Consider the following 17,984-nt stretch of genomic DNA (forward strand, 5'->3'; position numbering starts at 1 on the left):
TAAAACACTATTTTTGCAGCAATAAAAATCAGGATTATTCATGAAAATTATTCAGATCAAAGCATCGCAGTTTTTCGAACTGCTGAAAATGAAAGACACTTCAATGTGGGAAATCTTTGCACAGATGATCGATGGCAAAGAAAAAGAACTTATCTTTTTAGATGACGAAGAAAAAATACTTTTCAATTATATTTTGCCTAAAAACCTCGAACAGCTCAACAAAGACCGCGAACAGTTTGCAAAAGAATACGCCGAAAAACTCTCCGGCCTTAATTAATTTTCAGGAATTCATCAACCGTTTTTTTCGCCTGGGCAACATCGTGTACACGGAGTATTTTGGCTCCTTTTTCGAGCATTTGAAAATGAAGTTTCTGCGTCTCTTCATTAATTTCGAGCGGCTGTTTCCCTAATGGTTTATAAATAAAAGATTTTCTGGAAATACCAACGAGCAACGGATATTTTCCAAAACCGATGTGCTGAAGCTCATCAATCATCTGAAGCTGTTGCTCGACTGTTTTTCCGAATCCGAAGCCCGGATCCAGAATAATATCTTTCACCCCAAACTTCTTTAATCCCAATATTTTTCCTGAAAAATATTTATTGATGTTTAAGATGATGTCGTCTTCAATTATTTTTTCATGCATGGATTCGTACGTGGGATTTACGTGCATCAGAATGTAAGGAAGTCCGGTTTTTCCAACAGTTTCGACCATTTTCTCATCAAACATTCCGCCGGAAATATCGTTGATAATATCTAAACCTTCATTAAAACCGAATTTTACGGTTTCTGCATAAAAAGTATCGAGGGAAATTAAGGTTTCAGGAAATTCTTTTTTTATCAGAGAAATCATGTTTCCAATCCGTGAAATCTCTTCCTGAGCCGACAAAAACTGTGCATTAGGTCTTGTAGACTGCGGACCGATGTCAATAATTTCTGCGCCTTCTTTCAGCATTTTTTCAGCCTGTTTCAAAGCTTCTTTTTCTTCATTGAATTTTCCGCCATCAGAAAAAGAATCGGGCGTAAGGTTGAGGATTCCCATGACTTTCGGGACCGACAAATCGATCAGTGTTCCACGGCAGTTTATAGAAAAATGAGAATTTTTATGGTTAGCAGATTGAGTTTTCATACGCGCAAATTTAAGGAATATGTCGATGAAACTTCAAACTTTCGGCTTCCCTCTTCCCTCCAAAATTCTTATCTTTGAAAAGTTTAGAAATTTTATGCAGAAAACATCAAAACAGTTCGACGAAGTCATCCGCGTTTGCCGCGATTTATTTAGTAAAAAACTCACCGATTACGGCGCTTCGTTCCGGGTGCTGAGAACTCCTTCACTCACCGACCAGATTTTCATCAAAGTAAAAAGTTTAAGGAATTTTCAGACCACAGGAATCTCGAAAGTTGGTGAATCCGAGGAAGAAAATTTCATTGCCATCGTCAATTATTCCATCATTGGTTTAATTCAGCTTGAAAAGGGGTTTGCCGATGATTTTAAGCAGGATAAAGCTGAAATTCTGGCACTTTACGACAGATTTGCTAACGAAGCAAGAGAATTGATGATGCGGAAAAACCATGATTACGGGGAAGCGTGGCGCGAAATGAGAATTTCTTCGATCACCGATTTAATTTATCAGAAAGTACTGAGAACCAAACAGATCGAGGATAACGCCGGCGAAACTCTGGTTTCCGAAGGAATTGATGCAAATTATTTCGACATGCTGAATTATGCAGTGTTTTGTCTGATTAAGTTTTCTGAACAGCAAGAGAAATTTAAACCACAAATCATTTAAAATGAAACATATTTTACGAATTGCTGTCGCATTGATTTTTATTGCTTCCGGTTTTGTGAAAGCGGTAGATGTGGTGGGTTTTTCCTTCAAACTTGAAGAATATTTTTCGCCGTCGGTTTTCAACATGCCTTTTTTTGAGAGCCAGGCCTTGCCTATTGCCATTTTTGTTGTGGCTTTGGAACTTATTTTAGGCTTCATGCTCTTACTAAGAATACGTTTGAAGTTTACGCTTTCCGCACTTATTGCGCTTTGCGTGTTCTTCGGATTCTTGACTTTTTATTCGGCTTATTTCAATAAAGTGACGGATTGCGGGTGCTTTGGTGACGCTATTACCTTTACTCCGTGGGAAAGTTTTGTGAAGGATTTAATCCTTCTGTTTGGGTTGCTGATGCTTTGGTTCATGTACAGAAATCAGTTTCAGCTGCTTCAGGCAAAAAGACAGACCAAGTATATTGCGCTTTCAGTTTTTGTACTTGCAATGGGGCTTATTACACTTCATGGCATTCTACATGAACCTTTAATCGATTTCCGCGATTATAAAATTGGCACTGATTTGAATACTGAAAAAGCCAATATTGAGAAAAATCCCTCAGAATATAAAACTTTTTACAGCCTTAAAAATGATACTACCGGTGAAAGTGTGGAACTGAACCAGGATCTTTATGTTGCAGATAAAAAATATTGGGAAGAAGGCTCTCCATGGAAAATTGAACAAGCAAAAACGACTTCTAAAATTGTAAAACAGGGATACAAATCTGAGATTTCAAAATTCAAACCTGAATCTGTGGAGGGTATTGATTTAACTCCGGAAATTTTAAAGGCAAATAAAGCCATCCTTATTTTTTCTTACAAACCTATGGAGGCTGATAAAAATATTCTTACTAAAGCTGAAGCGAAAGCAAACGCCCAAAAAGACGCTCTAATCCTGGGAATATCTACCAATCCTACGACTTTTAAAACTATACAAAATGCAGTGATGGACGGTACTGCGATAAAAACAATCGCGAGAAGCAATCCTTTTGTATTAATTTTACAAAACGGCAAAATCGTGGATAAAATTCCGGCCAACGATTATATCAAACATTAAAAATTTAAATACAATATCAACAATGCAAAAGTCTAATAAATCAATCGCAGGTTACCATCTTTTAATGATCTTATCATCAGTTGATGGTGAATTTGCACCCGCTGAAGGTCTTAAAATTCAGGAATATTTAGCGGAAGAATTTCCCTTTAAAATGAACCTTGATAACGAACTGGATGCAATTGCGGTTTTGCAGCCTGAACAGTGGAAAGACCATTTCGAATTTCATGCTAGATGCTTTTTTGATGATTCTACAGAGAAAGAAAGAAAAGATTTTCTGCATTTCTCGAAGTCTTTAATAAAAGCTGACGACGAAGTTACCGAGCGCGAGCACCATTTTTACAGGTTGCTGAAAAACATGTGGTTTCCGTCATAAATTAAGGATCATAAAACTCAGAAAATAGCCATGAAAAAAACATTTACCACATCATTACTTACCATTACGTGTATGATGAATGCCCAAATCTGGCCCGATGCCAAGCCTCCCATTGCCGAAAAGCAAAATCACATCCGAGAAATTCACGGTGAAAAAGTGAACGATCCGTATTACTGGATGATCGATTATTTCAAAAAAGGAAAAGATTCTACCAAAGTTGTAAACTATCTTACTGCCGAAAATGCCTACCTCGAAACGATGATGGCGGATACCAAACAGCTGCGCGACAACCTTTATCAGGAAATGAAGGCCAGGATCAAGGAAAAAGACGAAAGTGTTCCGGTTTTCAAAAATGGTTATTATTACTATTCGCGCACCGAAACTGGCAAGCAGTATTTCAAATATTGCCGCAAAAAAGGAAGCCTTTCCGCTCCGGAAGAAATTCTGCTCGATGTAGACCAAATGGCGGAAGGAAAAGCGTATTACACAGCCACTGGTTTCAGTATTTCGCCAGACAATTCAAAAATGATTTTCGGGGTTGATGATGTTTCGCGCCGACAGTACAGTCTGTTTCTGAAAGATTTAAACACCGGAAAAATCACTGATCTGGGAATTAAAAATACTGAAGGTAACGCAGTTTGGGCTGCCGATAATAAAACAATTTATTATACAGCAAAAAATGATGTAACGCTTCTGTCGGAGAAGATTAAAAGACACACTTTAGGAACCTCTTCATCAAAAGATGCGGTGGTTTACGAAGAAAAAGACAATACCAACTATATTGGTGTTGATAAATCGAAGAACGAAAAGTATATTTTAATTTACTCCTCTGCTACCACGAGTTCGGAAATACGATATCTACCTTCGAACGATCCCAACGGAAATTTTAAGGTTTTTCAGCCAAGGATGAAGGATGTTCTGTATGACATCACTCCTCTGGAAGATAAATTCCTGATCACCACCAATAAAGATGCTTTAAATTTCAAAGTGATGGAAACGCCCATCAACAAAACGGGTGTTGAAAACTGGAAAGATTTAATTCCGCACCGGAAAGATGTTTTGATGCAAGGAATTGATGAATTCAAGAATTTTCTTGTATTTTCCGAAAGACAGAACGGGCTTTCTCAGCTTGTCATTCAGGACAGAAAAACCCTTAAAAAGGAATTTCTGAAGTTTGATGAACCGGCTTATATGATCCGAAGCATGAACAATCCGGAATACAATACCGATAATTTCCGTTTTGCTTATACTTCGATGATTACTCCAAGTTCTCAATATGAGCAGAATCTGGTAACAGGCAAAAGAACATTACTCAAACAGCTGGAAGTTCTTGGCGGCTACGATAAGAACCTGTACACCACTGAACGAGTTTTTGCCACCGCAAAAGACGGGACCAAAATCCCGATCTCCATGGTTTATAAAAAAGGATTCGAGAAAAACGGCAAAAACCCAGTACTTCTTTACGGTTACGGTTCCTACGGAAACTCGATGGAAGCTACCTTCAGCTCTACAAGACTGAGTTTGCTGGACCGAGGTTTTGCTTTTGCGATTGCACACATCCGCGGCGGACAGGAAATGGGCCGACAATGGTATGAAGACGGAAAAATGATGAAAAAAATCAATACTTTCACAGATTTTATTGATGCCGGAGAATTTTTAGTGAAAGAAAAATACACCTCCCCGGAACATCTTTACGCGCAGGGAGGTTCCGCGGGTGGTTTGCTGATGGGTGCAGTGGTAAACATGAAACCCGAGCTCTGGAACGGTGTTATTGCACAAGTTCCTTTCGTGGATGTTGTGAATACCATGCTCGACGAAAGCATTCCATTAACTACAAATGAATACGATGAGTGGGGAAATCCAAACAATAAAGATGCTTATTTATACATGAAATCTTACTCTCCTTATGAAAATATCCAGAAGAAGAATTATCCGAATATTTTGATTACTACAGGATTACACGATTCTCAGGTACAGTATTTTGAGCCTGCAAAATGGGCAGCTAAACTGAGAGATCTGAAAACTGATAAAAATGCAGTTTTACTGAAAACAGAAATGGCTTATGGTCATGGCGGAGCTTCAGGAAGATTCGATTACCTGAAAGATGTGGCTTGGGACTATGCGTTTCTTCTTAAACTGGAGGGAATAACGAAATAACTTAAATTATCCAAAGCGGAATGATTGTAATCATTCCGCTTTATTTTTTTTATCACCGAATATTTCGGATTTTTGTGAAAATTAAAAGAAAAATTATGAGAAAAAATATCGTTGCAGGAAACTGGAAGATGAACAAAAATGTAATTGAGGCACAACAACTCATGTTTCAGTTACTCGAGTACAAAAAAAATAACGCCACCAACTGTGAAGTCTGGATCGCGCCACCTTCCCTTTATCTGATGATGGCTAAAGATCTTTATGAGCAGGATGAAATCGGCGTTTTCGCACAGGACATGAGTGAACACGAAAGCGGAGCTTATACCGGAGAAATTTCTGCTGATATGCTGGAATCCATTGACGCGACCGGCGCAATTATCGGTCACTCAGAACGAAGACAATACCACGGCGAAACCGATTCCCACTGCAACAGAAAAGTGAAATTGGCTTTGGATAAAGGTTTAATTCCAATTTATTGCAACGGGGAAACTTTGGAACAAAGAAAATCCGGACAACATTTAGAAGTCGTAAAAAACCAGACAGAAGTTGCGTTGTTTACCCTTTCTGCGGAAGAAATTAAGAAAGTAGTTATCGCTTACGAACCCGTTTGGGCCATCGGAACCGGCGAAACTGCATCTCCTGAACAAGCTCAGGAAATTCATGCCCACATCAGAAATTTAATTGCTGCAAAATACGGACAAGAAGTTGCCGACGAAATTTCAATTTTATACGGTGGTTCTGTGAAACCTGACAACGCGAAAGAAATATTTTCTCAACCCGATATCGACGGTGGTTTAATTGGAGGCGCAGCTTTGAAAATTGAAGATTTTGCGAAAATTATAGAAGGGTTTAATGCTTAATTTCCAAATGAAAAAAGTACTTATTCTTACCTCAGTTCTGATTGGAGGACTTTTGTTTTCGCAGGTGAAAATCCCCAAAAACTCATCCAAAGGAACGATAACCACATCCACAGACTTAAATATAAATTATACTCATCTGGTTTATGAAAAAGGAAAGGTAACCTTCATTAATTCTGAAACCGGAAAAGAGGAATTTCTTTACGACAGTTCTATAAAAAGTATGATTTATGATGCAGAAACAGTTAATGAAACCGCATTTCCAAAAGCTGAATCCGCAGTTGCCCATACTATATTAAAACAGTCTTCGGAAAGTTCTTCAGCGAAAAATAATTTCATTAATAACGCAGATTATATTAAAGCCAAAAAACTGAGCCAGTTAGGTACCGGATTTCTGGTAGGTGGCGGCGCCTGTTTTCTGGTTGGCGGTCTTCTGAATTTATCTTCAGGTTCAGGACAAACAGTGAATGAAGTAAACCAAAAAGCTGAATCCCAAGGCAGCCCAATTCCGCTAATCATTGGATTGGCCGGAATGGGTGCCGGATTAGTGATGAAAATTTCAGGAAATTCTCAAATGAAAAAGATTAAAAATAATTCTGCTTTCATTTTAAAACCTGCCAATGAATATTTTGTGGTTACAAACGGTGATGGTGTAGGGATTAAAATGAAATTTTAATTTCCTTAATTTTAATTGGATAAACAAAAAAGAACGCAAATTGCGTTCTTTTTTTATTCCTTATTCCTTAATTTACTTATCCAATTTTCTTTCCAGAACTTCATCAACCATTCCGTATTCTTTCGCTTCGGATGATGTCATCCAGTAATCACGGTCTGACGCTTTTTCAACCCATTCGTAGGTTTGTCCGGAATGGTTTGCGATAATATCGTAAAGCTCTTTTTTAAGCTTCAGCATTTCTCTCAGATTAATTTCCATATCAGAGGCAACACCCTGTGCACCGCCCGAAGGTTGGTGAATCATCACTCTGGAGTGTTTCAGCGCTGAACGTTTTCCTTTCTCACCAGCTACCAATAATACTGCGCCCATAGAAGCCGCCATGCCGGTACAGATAGTAGAAACATCAGGCTTAATGATCTGCATCGTATCATAAATTCCCAATCCTGCATAAACACTTCCGCCCGGAGAGTTGATGTAAATCTGGATATCTTTGGAAGCATCAGAACTTTCCAGAAACAAAAGCTGCGCTGTTACGATATTGGCTACCTGATCGTCGATTCCTGTTCCCAGAAAAATAATTCGGTCCATCATCAAACGCGAAAAAACGTCCATTTGAGCAACGTTCAAACGTCTTTCTTCCATAATGTATGGCGTAAGGTTCGTTGGTCCGTACATGCTCATATATTGGTCTGTTGCCAATCCGCTGTTCCCTAAATGCTTTACAGAGAAATCTCTGAAATCTTTTTTTATGTCCATATTACTATTTTTATTTTCTGCTTTTTTAAATTACAATTTCTGTTCCCTAAAAAAAATATGCCCTTTTGTCACTAATCGGTTCAGCGTTTGGTTGATTTGGTCTAAAAGCGATTTTAAAGTTTGTATTTTTTTTATGGTTTCATAATATTCTGCCTCGTTATCGTTTCGGTGTTCATTTAAAAGGTTCCGGTACTGATAAATTATTTTCTCAATGAAATGACCTTTATGAATCAGAATATCATCCTCAATCTGGGCCGCGATTTTATCTCCCAATTTCGGTGGGAAAATATTGCTTTTTTCCCAGTTGCTTAGCTGGTAAGGCTCCAAAATAGCGTCCGAAACTTTCATTACGATATTTTGGTCCATTAATGTTAAGAAAAAATCTCCCTTAATAATTTTATTGTTTGCGATTCCGCTCTTTAATTCATCAACGATAATTTTATTAACGGCCGACTGTATTTCGTAATCATCTTCCTCCAAATGGTTTAAAATTTCTTCCAAAACCGATATCTGATAAGGTTCGTTATCCGAATTCACCTTATTTAAAATATAATCACCAAAATTAAGAACATGGCTCACCAATTTTTCTTCCAGTTCTAAAAGAGGATCAAGGCTTTCAATAGCTTCAGGAACTTTTTCCAGCTTTACCGAAGCCGATTTTTCCTGTCTCTGCTGCGGAGAAATCTGTTGTTTCTGAACCTGTTTCTGAACGTTGAGTTCATTAAAAAGTGACTGTTCTGAAATACCGAATTTTGCTGAAACTTCCTTTAAATACACTTCCTGCTTCAGCGAATTCTGAACAAAAGCCACCGATTTCACGATATCGCGGATCGATTCTGCCTTTTTTATGGGATCGCTGCCGGCATCTTTCAGTAAGATTTCAGCTTTGAAATCGATAAAATCTTTCGCCTCATTCTTAATGAAATTTTCCACATATTCCTGCGGATGTTTCCTCGAAAACGAATCCGGGTCGTCACCATCAGGAAAAAGCAAAACACGGATGTTCATGGCTTCCGAAAGCAACATATCGATACTGCGGAAACTTGCCTTAATTCCGGCAGAGTCACCGTCAAAAAGAATAGTGACATTTTCGGTAAGACGCTTGATGAGTTTTATCTGTTCCACCGTAAGCGCTGTGCCCGAACTGGAAACTACATTTTCAATTCCTGCCTGATGAAGGGCGATTACATCCATATAACCTTCCACAAGAAGGCACAGATTATTTTTCGAAATAGCCTGCTTACTTTGATTTAAACCGTAAAGAACATTCGATTTATGGTAGATTTCTGTTTCAGGAGAATTCAGATATTTCGCGGTTTTTACATTATTCCGGAGGATTCTTCCGCCAAAACCTACCACTCTGCCCGAAAAACTGTGAATCGGGAACATCACGCGTTCCCGAAATCGGTCAACTCCCGTAGGCGTATTTTCCGGAAAAATCGAAAGGCCTGATTTTTCCAGAATTTCTTTAGAATAAACTTTATCCAAAGCAAACTTCGTAAAACTGTCTTTCTGCTCCGGCGAATAACCCAACTGAAATTTCCTGATAATATCATCGCGCAGGTCCCGCTCTTTAAAATAAGAATATCCGACAGACTTGCCTTCTTCAGTTTCAAAAAGCTGCTGCTGAAAAAAATCATTGGCTATCTCATGAATTTTATACAGAATTTCCTTGTCTGTTTGCGACTGCTTTTCATCTTCGCTCAGTTCCCGCCGGTCTTCCTCTATTTCGATTCCGTATTTCTTGGCGGCGTGACGAAGGGCTTCGGGATAAGTAAAATTTTCAATTTCCATGAGGAAAGAAATGGCGGTACCACCCTTTCCGCTCGAAAAATCTTTCCAGATCTGTTTGCTTGGCGATACGATAAAGCTCGGCGATTTTTCCTCATGAAAAGGACTCAGCCCTTTAAAATTAGAGCCTGCTCTTTTCAGTTGCACATATTCGCCAATGATTTCTTCCACCCGAATCGTGGAAAATATTTTATCAATAGTCGCTTTAGAAATCATTCGGTAAAAATAGGAAATAAGTTTTTGTTTTTTCAATTTATTTGGGCGTAACCCTCGCCTGCGCTTATCAAAATAACGATTTTTTACAGCCGCCCGGGTCGGGCTATTCATTACAAGTCCTCATTCCGCATTGCTGCATTCCGGGCTTTTCATTGCTATCCCTTACGCGCATGATAAAGTTTTACCAACCCAGATCGTTGTCACCATCAAATTTCATATTTTTGATGAAATTTTTAACCTCATGAAAAACTTTTCCGTTCTACTGTTATTATTCACATTTATCTTCAGTTCCGCCCAGAAAAAATATGTTCTGGTGATTCATGGCGGCGCAGGAACCATTACCCGCGAAAACATGACTGCAGAAAAAGAAAAAGCCTACCGCGCAAAACTTACGGAAGCTTTAACCGCAGGTTACGCTGAAATTAAGAAAGGAAGCTCTTCTGTTGACGCCGTAGCAGCCGCAATAGTGATTATGGAAGATTCGCCACTTTTCAATGCAGGAAAAGGTGCCGTTTTCACTTCCGACGGAAAAAATGAACTCGATGCCTCCATCATGTACGGGAAAGATCTTTCTGCAGGGGCCATTGCGGGAGTTCACACCATAAAAAATCCCATAAAAGCAGCGATTGCTGTGATGCAGAAATCCGCGCATGTCATGCTTGCCGGAAACGGCGCTGAAATTTTCGCAAAAGAAAACGGACTCGAAATCGTAGATCCAAAATATTTCTGGACCAAAGACCGTTGGGATGGACTACAAAAACTCAAAAAGAAAGAAACCGAAAAAACGCCGAAAATTTCACAGAACAGCATTGAAGATTCTTATCTCATCGATCAGAAATTCGGTACCGTGGGCGCAGTTGCGCTGGATAAGAACGGAAATATCGCCGCAGGAACTTCCACTGGTGGAATGAGCAATAAAAAGTTTGGCAGGATCGGCGATTCCCCAATTATCGGAGCAGGAACTTACGCCAATGCTCAGGTTGGGATTTCAGGAACCGGTTGGGGCGAATTTTTCATCCGTTCTACAGCTGCAAGAACCATTGCCGCAAAAATGGAATATCAAAATAAAGACCTTAAAACCGCAGCTCAGGAAACCATCGACCAGATCGAAAAAATGGGCGGAGATGGCGGTTTAATCGCTTTAGACAAAGACGGAAACATTGCAATGCCCTTCAACACAGCAGGAATGTATCGTGGCGCGGTTACCGAAAACGGAGAAATTGAAATCGAAATCTATAAATAGACTCAAAATCAATGGAATTTAAAATCAATAAAATTGAAGACTGGCAAAATGTGGTTAATGAAATCTTGCCTCATTTCAAACATAACATTTTGCTTTTAAAAGGAAATCTGGGCGCCGGAAAAACAACATTCACCAAATTTCTCCTGAAAAATTTGGGAAGCAAAGACGAAGTTTCTTCCCCGACATACGCTATTGTGAACGAGTATCATACTCCGAAAGGAAAAGTCTTTCATTTCGATCTTTACCGTATGAAAAATATTACCGAAGTTTACGATATTGGAATGGATGAATATCTGGATAATGCCCAACTCTGTATTATTGAATGGCCCGAAATTTACGAAGAAGAACTGCAAGGTTTTCCTCACCACGAAATAACGATAAGCAACAAGGAAGAAACAAGGACCGTTACTTTCAAGTAAATTTTATTTTTTAGTCGCTAAATCATTGTATCTTTGTAGCTTTATTTATCGACTATCAATAACTTATTCTTTGTATACGCAAATCGTAACTAATGAGCAGTACAAATATTTTCACCCCGTTTTCTGAGCAGGAACTGATGCCGCAGGAAGAAAAACTGGAAGTGGTAAAAAAAGGAAAACAGTTTGCTATCGGAGTTCCGAAAGAAACCTGTCTTAATGAACGCAGAACTTGCCTAACGCCTGATGCCGTTCAGGTTTTAGTAGAACACGGTCACCAGATTGTAGTAGAATCAGGAGCCGGCGAGGGATCATTTTTCACCGATCTGCAATATTCAGAAGCCGGCGCTCAGATCACCCATGATCCGCGCGAAGCTTTTCAGCAGGATCTGGTTCTAAAAATAAATCCTCCAACCATTGAAGAGATTGAATTTTTAAAGCCATGCACCTACCTTATTTCGGCGCTTCAAATCAATTTACGCGATCAGGAATATTTTAAAAAACTTGCCGAAAAGAAAGTTAACGCCATCGCATTTGAATTTATTGTTGATGAGTACAAGCAGCTTTCTCTCGTGCGCTTGATTGGTGAAATTGCAGGCAATATTTCAATTCTTTATGCCGCAGAACTTCTTGCACTTTCCAACGGTTTAATGCTGGGAGGAATTACAGGTGTTCGCCCAACAGAAGTTGTGATCCTTGGAGCCGGAATTGTTGGGGAGTTTGCCACAAAAGCAGCTTTAGGTTTAGGAGCAAGTGTAAAAGTTTTCGATAATTCACTTTCAAAACTCCGCAGACTTCACATGATGGTTGACGGAAGGGTTCCCACTTCAATCATTGATCCAAAGGAACTTTCGAAAAGTTTGAAAAGAGCCGATGTGGTAATTGGTGCGCTTTCTAAAATCAGCCTCTGCCCTATCGTTACCGAAGAAATGGTTTCGAAAATGAAAAAAGGGAGCGTTATTATCGACGTAACCATCGACAACGGAAAAGTGATTGAAACCTCCGAGTTAACGGATATGGAAGATCCTTACATCATTAAACACGGCGTCATTCACTGTGGCTTACCAAATCTTACCTCAAAAATGCCGCGAACTACGACCAAGGCGGTTTCTAATTTCTTTTTGAGTTATCTTCTGAATTACGATGAAGAGGGTGGTTTCGAAAATATGCTGGTCCGCAAAAATGAAATGAAGCAGTCGCTGTATATGTACAAAGGCCGACACACCAAAAAACTCATCTGCGACCGATTCGACCTTACTTATCATGACATCAATCTTTTAATTTTTTAAATGAGAAAATTAAAATTCTTTCTTATCGGTCTTATTCCGGGATTACTGCTCGTATTTTTCATTCTAAATAAAAAAGGGGCAAGTTGCAGCGGTTATCTTCCCAATTCCCGGGTGATTGCAGAGACACTTTCCAAGGAAATGGTTTACAGTCCGGCATTTTCCGAAGAGATGAAACTCAATAACATTGACGAAAAGTTCCTGAAAGACAGCATCATTACGTTCGGTGAAGTAGATTTTGAGCGTAGTGAGGCACAAAAGAAGCCCTGCCCTTCTTACATTCTGGTTTATCCAAAGAAGAATCCAAGGTTTGAGATCAGTTACGAAAAATGTAAGGAGCAGAACACATTCAATACGCTAAAAAAACTCAGATAGTTTTATAATTCTTACGCATAATATTCTTATTTAAAGATGAAAATTTCGATTATCGGTGTCGGATTAATCGGCGGTTCTATGGCGCTGAAATTAAAAGCAAAAGGTTTTGCTTCACACATTTATGGAGTTGACCAGAACAAAAATCACCTTCACGCAGCGAAAAAGCTCGGGATGATCGATGAAATTGCTTCACTTGAAAAAGCGGTGAAAAATTCAGATTTAGTTATTATTGCGATTCCGGTTGATGCTGCAAAAAAACTGTTGCCCAAAGTTCTCAATCTTGTGACACAGCAACAAACAGTTATGGATGCAGGTTCCACCAAAGCGGGAATTGTAAATTCAGTAACAAATCACGTCAACAGGAACCGTTTCGTCGCGTTTCACCCCATGTGGGGAACCGAAAATTCCGGACCTCAGAATGCATTATCCGAAAGTTTTTCAGGTCGCGCAGCGGTAATCTGTGACCGCGAACATTCCGCGGAAGATGCGCTGAAAACAGTAGAAAATACGGCAAAAAATCTCGACATGCATCTGATTTATATGTCTGCGGAAGATCACGACATTCACACGGCTTATATTTCGCATATTTCGCACATCACTTCTTATGCGCTTGCCAATACGGTTTTAGAAAAAGAGCGCGAAGAAGACACCATTTTCCAATTGGCGAGTACCGGTTTTTCGAGTACCGTGCGTCTGGCGAAATCGCATCCGGAAATGTGGGTCCCCATCTTTAAACAGAATAAAGAAAATGTGCTGGATGTGCTGAACGAACATATCTCCCAGCTCCGAAAATTTAAATCAGCCCTGGAAAAAGAGAATTACGATCTTCTGGAAGATCTCATCAGAAATGCCAATAAAATCCGCGGAATTTTAGATAAATAAGTCTCTGAACTTAACATTCAGCCACATTCACTGCAATCGCTAAACCGCCTTCTGAAGTTTCCTTAAATCGGTCGCTCATACTTTGTGCCGTATCCCACATCGACTGAATGACTTGGTCGAGTGAAACTTTTGCTTTTGTAGGATCCGATTCTATCGCAATATTTGCCGCGGTTATCGCCTTGATGGCACCCATGGAATTTCTTTCAATACACGGAATCTGAACCAGTCCGGCAATCGGATCACAGGTCATTCCCAAATGGTGTTCCATGGCGATTTCTGCTGCCATTAACACCTGTCCTGGACTTCCGCCCATGATTTCAGTAAGTCCCGCTGCGGCCATTGCTGATGAAACGCCTACTTCTGCCTGGCAACCGCCCATTGCTGCGGATATGGTTGAATTTTTTTTGAATAAAGTCCCGATTTCTCCCGCTACCAAAAGAAAACGGATAATATCTTCTTCAGTGCGGTGCGCCGTAAAAGCCTGAGAATACATAAGAACCGCCGGAATTACACCACTGGCGCCATTAGTTGGCGCAGTAATAATTCTGCCGAAACTGGCATTTTCCTCGTTTACCGCCAAAGCAAAGCACGAAACCCATTTGTTGATATTTGTAAATGTTTCTTCAGCTTCAACAACATGGGTAAACCATTCGTTAATGTTGCTGTATTTTTTTTCGCCCAGAAGTTTCTGATTTAAGCCGGCTGCACGGCGTGTAACATTTAATCCTCCCGGCAAAATACCTTCTTTCGTCACGCCTTTATAAATGCATTCCTTAATTTGTTGCCAGATATAAAGCGCTTCCTGCTCGGTTTCTTCTTTGGGGCGCCAGGATTCTTCATTCATGAAAATTAAATCTGAAATTTTTTTAAGACCTAATTTTTGAATATTCCTCATAAGATCATCACCATTATGGCAAGGATAAAGTGTTCTAACACAATGGGTCTCATAGGAATTTTCTTCCTGAGTCGCAATAAAGCCTCCGCCGATCGAATAATAATCCTGAGTAATCTCTTCACCGTTTTCGAAAACTGCTTTAAAAATCATTCCGTTCGGATGAAAATCCAGTGAACGCTGTTTATTGAGAATTAAATGATGTCCGTAAACAAAGGGAATCACCTTTTCTGCACCCAGATTAATCTGGTTTGAGGATTTAATGTCTTCGATCTTCGAATCTATCAGTGTTGTGTCAATCATTTTAAAATTTTCACCTGACAGGCCAAGCATTCCGGCAATATCGGTTCCGTGACCGATTCCGGTTTTTGCCAGAGACCCGAAAAATTCCACAAAGACTTCCTTAACCTCAGAAATATGATGGCTTCTTCGGATTAAGTCTAAAAAACTTTCAGCCGCGTTCCACGGACCCATGGTGTGAGAACTTGATGGACCGATGCCGACTTTGATAATTTCAAAAACACTTATTGACTGCATAATGCTGCAAAAATAACCTTTTATTCGATACCAAAATACAAAAAGAAACCATCACCGAAAATGCATTATTTTCGTCAAATTATGAGTAGATTCGATAGCGATAATTCGATGAGCTAATCGTTTTGTAGTGCAGCATGTTCGCTTTCGACCGCATAAATTATCCCCTAAAATCATTTCTTGTAGAAATTGGTGAGTGAAACAAAACATTTTTCTCAGAGGATACTTCAGAAAACTTGAAAAGTAGAAAACAAATCAACCCCAATAAGCACGGTTTTTGTAACGGTAATTTCAAAAAATAAATTATGTCTACAATCCCCGAAAAATTCAGCAATTATACCAAATTTATTTCGTTCATTTTGAAATACTGGAACAGCGATGTTTTCAAAGCTGCAAGTGAAAATGCACTAAACAGTGAAAATTTCGATGATTCTGAACACGATTACAAAAACCCCGAGGAACTTGCCGAAGACCTCAAAAATATGGGTCCTACGTACGTTAAGTTGGGTCAGTTGCTTTCCACACGGCCAGATCTGATTCCCGAACCTTATCTGAAGGCACTGGAATCGTTACAGGATTATGTAGAAGAAATTCCGTACAGCGAAGTTCAGAAAATTGTAGAAGAAGAAATTGGGCAGCGCATTTCGAAGGCGTTTGAAAGTTTCGAGGTGCAGCCACTCGCAAGTGCTTCTATCGGCCAGGTTCACCTTGCGGTTCTGCGTTCCGGAAAGAAAGTTGCTGTAAAAATTCAAAGACCGGGCGTTAGAAAAAATTTCATCGAAGATCTCGATACCTTAAAAGAGCTTACAGACGTTGCGGTAAAACACAGCAAAACAGCAAAGAAATACGCGGTTGATGAGACATTAGATGAATTGCGTTTCATTCTGCTTAATGAGCTCGATTATGTAAAAGAGGCGGAAAACCTTATCGCCCTGGGAGAAAATACCAGGAAGTATGCTAAAATCGTCATTCCTCAGCCTGTTGAAGGCTACTCTACCTCGAAAATCCTTACGATGGATTATATCGACGGGCAGAAAATAACCTCAATTTCCCCTATCTCCAGAATAGAAACCAATTACAAACCTTTGGTTGATGAACTGGTTGCCGCTTATCTGAAACAGATCATTTTCGACGGATTTGCCCATGCTGACCCACATCCGGGAAATGTTCATCTTACCAAAGACAACAGAATCGCGCTCATGGATTTGGGTATGGTGGCTAAGTTCGGCCCGGATCTGCGCGAAAATATTTTAAAGTTACTTATTGCCATCAGCAAATATAATGGAGAGGAAACAGCCAATACGCTGCTTAAAATGAGCGATTACGATAAAAATGCGGACCTTGCCGGATTCAGAAAAGAAATTAACCGCCTCGTTTTAGATTCACAGAACAAAACTGCAAAAGACCTACAGACAGGAAGACTGCTGATTCAGATGAATAAAGTTGCCGCGGAAAAAAGCATTAAACTTCCCGTGGAGCTTAATATTCTTGGGAAAATACTGATGAATATGGATCAGATTGTGGCGGTGCTTACTCCTGATTACGATTTACAGCGTGCCATTGAACGGAATGTGGAAAAACTGATGCAGAAAAAAATGCTTCAGGAACTGAAACCCGACAACTTCTTTGCAGAAGCTTTGGAAGCAAAAAAGCTCAGCGAAAAACTGCCGGAAAGACTTAACATTATTACAGAAAAACTTGCCAATAACGAATTTGAAATTAAAATAGACGCGATTGATGAACAGCGACTGACGGACGGTTTTCAGAAAGTAGCGAACAGAATATCGATTGGCGTCATCATCGCTGCGCTGATTATTGGTGCTGCCCTGCTGATGCGGATCCCATCAAACTTTACCATTTTGGGATATCCGGGATTGGCAATGATTTTTTTCTGTACAGCCGCTGTTATTGGGCTTTGGCTGGTGCTGCGGATGATGATGAAAGACGAAGATTTAAATCTAAGAAAATAATCAGCTGAAAATTTTGCTTAAAAGTTCGGAAACTTCGCGGTGCTTGGTTGCCGGAAAAAGATGCGTTCCGTTTTCAATCACATAGTTAGGTTTCGAATATTTTATTGGAAATACGATGTCTTTATCAGCACAAATCTGAATGACTTTTGGGTTTTCTTTAAACTTCCATTCAGCAATTTTTTCAATGCTCCATTTTAGATAATAGGGGTCACGAACCGTAAAATAATCCATTAGTTTTGGATTTTTCGGATCGAAAAACCTCCTGATAAAGGCATACGCAAGAGCTGATTTTTCGGTAAAGATATTTTCAGGAAGATATTTTGGTATTTTGGTGATTTCGCCAACTTTAATGAATCGTGATTTCTCCCTGTCGGATTTTATACTTCCCAGAATCACAATTTTTTCAGCAGGTTTAATTTTATCAATTTCCTGAACCATGATTCCGCCAAAAGAATATCCGAGGAGATAAAAAGGCTGCGAATCATCGATTTTTTCGGCCATACGTTCTACATAATGATGAAAACTTTCGCCTCTTTCCGGCATTAACCAATCAAGAAAAACCACTTCCAGCTGTTTTGGAAATTTCAGTTTTTCGAGTACTTTGAAATCGGCACCAAGTCCGCTAATTACGTAAAGTTTCATGATGTAAAAATAAAAAAAGAGCAGGTAAATCTGCTCTTTAACTTTA

General features: G+C 39.5%; 18 protein-coding genes. 13 read left to right on the forward strand and 5 right to left on the reverse strand.

The genetic code is table 11. The features are described from left to right. Nucleotides 1-40 precede the first annotated feature (40 nt). Complete coding sequence (locus tag CDW55_RS08220; protein WP_088469263.1) at nucleotides 41-277, forward strand: hypothetical protein; 237 nt, start codon at nucleotides 41-43, stop codon at nucleotides 275-277. Here the strand turns inward: CDW55_RS08220 and folP are convergent. Then, a complete protein-coding gene (gene folP / locus CDW55_RS08225; RefSeq protein WP_228399627.1) occupies nucleotides 270-1,127 on the reverse strand; it encodes a dihydropteroate synthase in 858 nt (285 codons plus the stop codon). The two genes, CDW55_RS08220 and folP, sit on opposite strands and share 8 nt — an antisense overlap. A gap of 94 nt (nucleotides 1,128-1,221) precedes the next feature. On the opposite strand from folP, the gene CDW55_RS08230 reads away from it, so the two are divergent. From CDW55_RS08230 to CDW55_RS08255, 6 genes are all read left to right on the forward strand, one after another. After that, on the forward strand, nucleotides 1,222-1,788 hold the full coding sequence (locus tag CDW55_RS08230) for a DUF1599 domain-containing protein (RefSeq protein ID WP_088469556.1): 567 nt from the start codon (nucleotides 1,222-1,224) through the stop codon (nucleotides 1,786-1,788). 1 nt (nucleotide 1,789) lies between these two features. Then, the gene (locus tag CDW55_RS08235) at nucleotides 1,790-2,875 is read left to right on the forward strand and encodes a BT_3928 family protein (protein WP_088469264.1); all 1,086 of its coding nucleotides are present in this window, start codon (nucleotides 1,790-1,792) and stop codon (nucleotides 2,873-2,875) included. A gap of 22 nt (nucleotides 2,876-2,897) precedes the next feature. Next, entirely contained in the window at nucleotides 2,898-3,248 is a 351-nt protein-coding gene (locus tag CDW55_RS08240; RefSeq protein WP_088469265.1) for a TerB family tellurite resistance protein, read from the forward strand. 30 nt (nucleotides 3,249-3,278) lie between these two features. After that, complete coding sequence (locus CDW55_RS08245; protein WP_088469266.1) at nucleotides 3,279-5,405, forward strand: S9 family peptidase; 2,127 nt, start codon at nucleotides 3,279-3,281, stop codon at nucleotides 5,403-5,405. A gap of 95 nt (nucleotides 5,406-5,500) precedes the next feature. After that, on the forward strand, nucleotides 5,501-6,262 hold the full coding sequence (gene tpiA / locus CDW55_RS08250) for a triose-phosphate isomerase (protein WP_088469557.1): 762 nt from the start codon (nucleotides 5,501-5,503) through the stop codon (nucleotides 6,260-6,262). Nucleotides 6,263-6,269: 7 nt separating this feature from the next. Next, entirely contained in the window at nucleotides 6,270-6,935 is a 666-nt protein-coding gene (locus CDW55_RS08255) for a hypothetical protein (protein WP_143332947.1), read from the forward strand. A 72-nt stretch (nucleotides 6,936-7,007) separates the two neighbouring features. Here CDW55_RS08255 and clpP read toward each other — a convergent pair whose 3' ends face one another. Together clpP and dnaG are read right to left on the reverse strand one after the other, a co-directional pair. Continuing rightward, nucleotides 7,008-7,691 carry an ATP-dependent Clp endopeptidase proteolytic subunit ClpP gene (gene clpP / locus CDW55_RS08260; protein ID WP_088469268.1) on the reverse strand — a complete coding sequence of 228 codons (684 nt, stop codon included), beginning with the start codon at nucleotides 7,689-7,691 and terminating at the stop codon, nucleotides 7,008-7,010. Between the two features lie 30 nt (nucleotides 7,692-7,721). After that, nucleotides 7,722-9,698 (reverse strand): DNA primase, encoded by a 1,977-nt coding sequence (gene dnaG / locus CDW55_RS08265; RefSeq protein WP_088469558.1) that lies wholly within the window; start codon nucleotides 9,696-9,698, stop codon nucleotides 7,722-7,724. 241 nt (nucleotides 9,699-9,939) lie between these two features. Between dnaG and CDW55_RS08270 the strand changes: the two genes are divergently transcribed. The 5 genes from CDW55_RS08270 to CDW55_RS08290 all read left to right on the forward strand — a co-directional run bounded on the left by CDW55_RS08270 (nucleotide 9,940) and on the right by CDW55_RS08290 (nucleotide 13,900). After that, the gene (locus CDW55_RS08270) at nucleotides 9,940-10,941 is read left to right on the forward strand and encodes an isoaspartyl peptidase/L-asparaginase family protein (RefSeq protein WP_088469559.1); all 1,002 of its coding nucleotides are present in this window, start codon (nucleotides 9,940-9,942) and stop codon (nucleotides 10,939-10,941) included. Between the two features lie 11 nt (nucleotides 10,942-10,952). After that, nucleotides 10,953-11,360, forward strand: a complete 408-nt coding sequence (gene tsaE, locus CDW55_RS08275) for a tRNA (adenosine(37)-N6)-threonylcarbamoyltransferase complex ATPase subunit type 1 TsaE (RefSeq protein WP_088469269.1) — start codon at nucleotides 10,953-10,955, stop codon at nucleotides 11,358-11,360. A gap of 92 nt (nucleotides 11,361-11,452) precedes the next feature. Next, nucleotides 11,453-12,646, forward strand: a complete 1,194-nt coding sequence (locus CDW55_RS08280; RefSeq protein ID WP_088469270.1) for an alanine dehydrogenase — start codon at nucleotides 11,453-11,455, stop codon at nucleotides 12,644-12,646. Further along, complete coding sequence (locus tag CDW55_RS08285; protein WP_088469271.1) at nucleotides 12,647-13,018, forward strand: hypothetical protein; 372 nt, start codon at nucleotides 12,647-12,649, stop codon at nucleotides 13,016-13,018. A gap of 36 nt (nucleotides 13,019-13,054) precedes the next feature. Next, nucleotides 13,055-13,900, forward strand: a complete 846-nt coding sequence (locus tag CDW55_RS08290; protein WP_088469272.1) for a prephenate dehydrogenase — start codon at nucleotides 13,055-13,057, stop codon at nucleotides 13,898-13,900. A gap of 10 nt (nucleotides 13,901-13,910) precedes the next feature. Here CDW55_RS08290 and CDW55_RS08295 read toward each other — a convergent pair whose 3' ends face one another. Beyond that, a complete protein-coding gene (locus CDW55_RS08295; RefSeq protein WP_088469273.1) occupies nucleotides 13,911-15,329 on the reverse strand; it encodes an L-serine ammonia-lyase in 1,419 nt (472 codons plus the stop codon). Nucleotides 15,330-15,631: 302 nt separating this feature from the next. Between CDW55_RS08295 and CDW55_RS08300 the strand changes: the two genes are divergently transcribed. Next, nucleotides 15,632-17,296, forward strand: coding sequence for an ABC1 kinase family protein (locus tag CDW55_RS08300; RefSeq protein WP_088469274.1), 1,665 nt, complete (start codon nucleotides 15,632-15,634; stop codon nucleotides 17,294-17,296). Here CDW55_RS08300 and CDW55_RS08305 read toward each other — a convergent pair whose 3' ends face one another. After that, nucleotides 17,297-17,938, reverse strand: a complete 642-nt coding sequence (locus CDW55_RS08305) for an alpha/beta hydrolase (RefSeq protein ID WP_088469275.1) — start codon at nucleotides 17,936-17,938, stop codon at nucleotides 17,297-17,299. Nucleotides 17,939-17,984: the final 46 nt, after the last annotated feature.

Source organism: Chryseobacterium sp. VAUSW3 (assembly GCF_002205795.1).
Lineage (GTDB): Bacteria > Bacteroidota > Bacteroidia > Flavobacteriales > Weeksellaceae > Kaistella > Kaistella yananensis.

Excerpts from the sequence above, each read along its gene's own strand:
- tsaE (WP_088469269.1), top strand. The coding sequence starts at position 10,953 with ATGGAATTTAAAATCAATAAAATTGAAGACTGGCAAAATGTGGTTAAT.
- clpP (WP_088469268.1), bottom strand. The coding sequence starts at position 7,691 with ATGGACATAAAAAAAGATTTCAGAGATTTCTCTGTAAAGCATTTAGGG.
- CDW55_RS08305 (WP_088469275.1), bottom strand. The coding sequence starts at position 17,938 with ATGAAACTTTACGTAATTAGCGGACTTGGTGCCGATTTCAAAGTACTC.
- CDW55_RS08290 (WP_088469272.1), top strand. The coding sequence starts at position 13,055 with ATGAAAATTTCGATTATCGGTGTCGGATTAATCGGCGGTTCTATGGCG.
- CDW55_RS08285 (WP_088469271.1), top strand. The coding sequence starts at position 12,647 with ATGAGAAAATTAAAATTCTTTCTTATCGGTCTTATTCCGGGATTACTG.
- dnaG (WP_088469558.1), bottom strand. The coding sequence starts at position 9,698 with ATGATTTCTAAAGCGACTATTGATAAAATATTTTCCACGATTCGGGTG.
- CDW55_RS08235 (WP_088469264.1), top strand. The coding sequence starts at position 1,790 with ATGAAACATATTTTACGAATTGCTGTCGCATTGATTTTTATTGCTTCC.
- CDW55_RS08255 (WP_143332947.1), top strand. The coding sequence starts at position 6,270 with ATGAAAAAAGTACTTATTCTTACCTCAGTTCTGATTGGAGGACTTTTG.
- CDW55_RS08300 (WP_088469274.1), top strand. The coding sequence starts at position 15,632 with ATGTCTACAATCCCCGAAAAATTCAGCAATTATACCAAATTTATTTCG.
- folP (WP_228399627.1), bottom strand. The coding sequence starts at position 1,127 with ATGAAAACTCAATCTGCTAACCATAAAAATTCTCATTTTTCTATAAAC.
- CDW55_RS08280 (WP_088469270.1), top strand. The coding sequence starts at position 11,453 with ATGAGCAGTACAAATATTTTCACCCCGTTTTCTGAGCAGGAACTGATG.
- tpiA (WP_088469557.1), top strand. The coding sequence starts at position 5,501 with ATGAGAAAAAATATCGTTGCAGGAAACTGGAAGATGAACAAAAATGTA.
- CDW55_RS08245 (WP_088469266.1), top strand. The coding sequence starts at position 3,279 with ATGAAAAAAACATTTACCACATCATTACTTACCATTACGTGTATGATG.
- CDW55_RS08295 (WP_088469273.1), bottom strand. The coding sequence starts at position 15,329 with ATGCAGTCAATAAGTGTTTTTGAAATTATCAAAGTCGGCATCGGTCCA.
- CDW55_RS08270 (WP_088469559.1), top strand. The coding sequence starts at position 9,940 with ATGAAAAACTTTTCCGTTCTACTGTTATTATTCACATTTATCTTCAGT.
- CDW55_RS08240 (WP_088469265.1), top strand. The coding sequence starts at position 2,898 with ATGCAAAAGTCTAATAAATCAATCGCAGGTTACCATCTTTTAATGATC.
- CDW55_RS08230 (WP_088469556.1), top strand. The coding sequence starts at position 1,222 with ATGCAGAAAACATCAAAACAGTTCGACGAAGTCATCCGCGTTTGCCGC.
- CDW55_RS08220 (WP_088469263.1), top strand. The coding sequence starts at position 41 with ATGAAAATTATTCAGATCAAAGCATCGCAGTTTTTCGAACTGCTGAAA.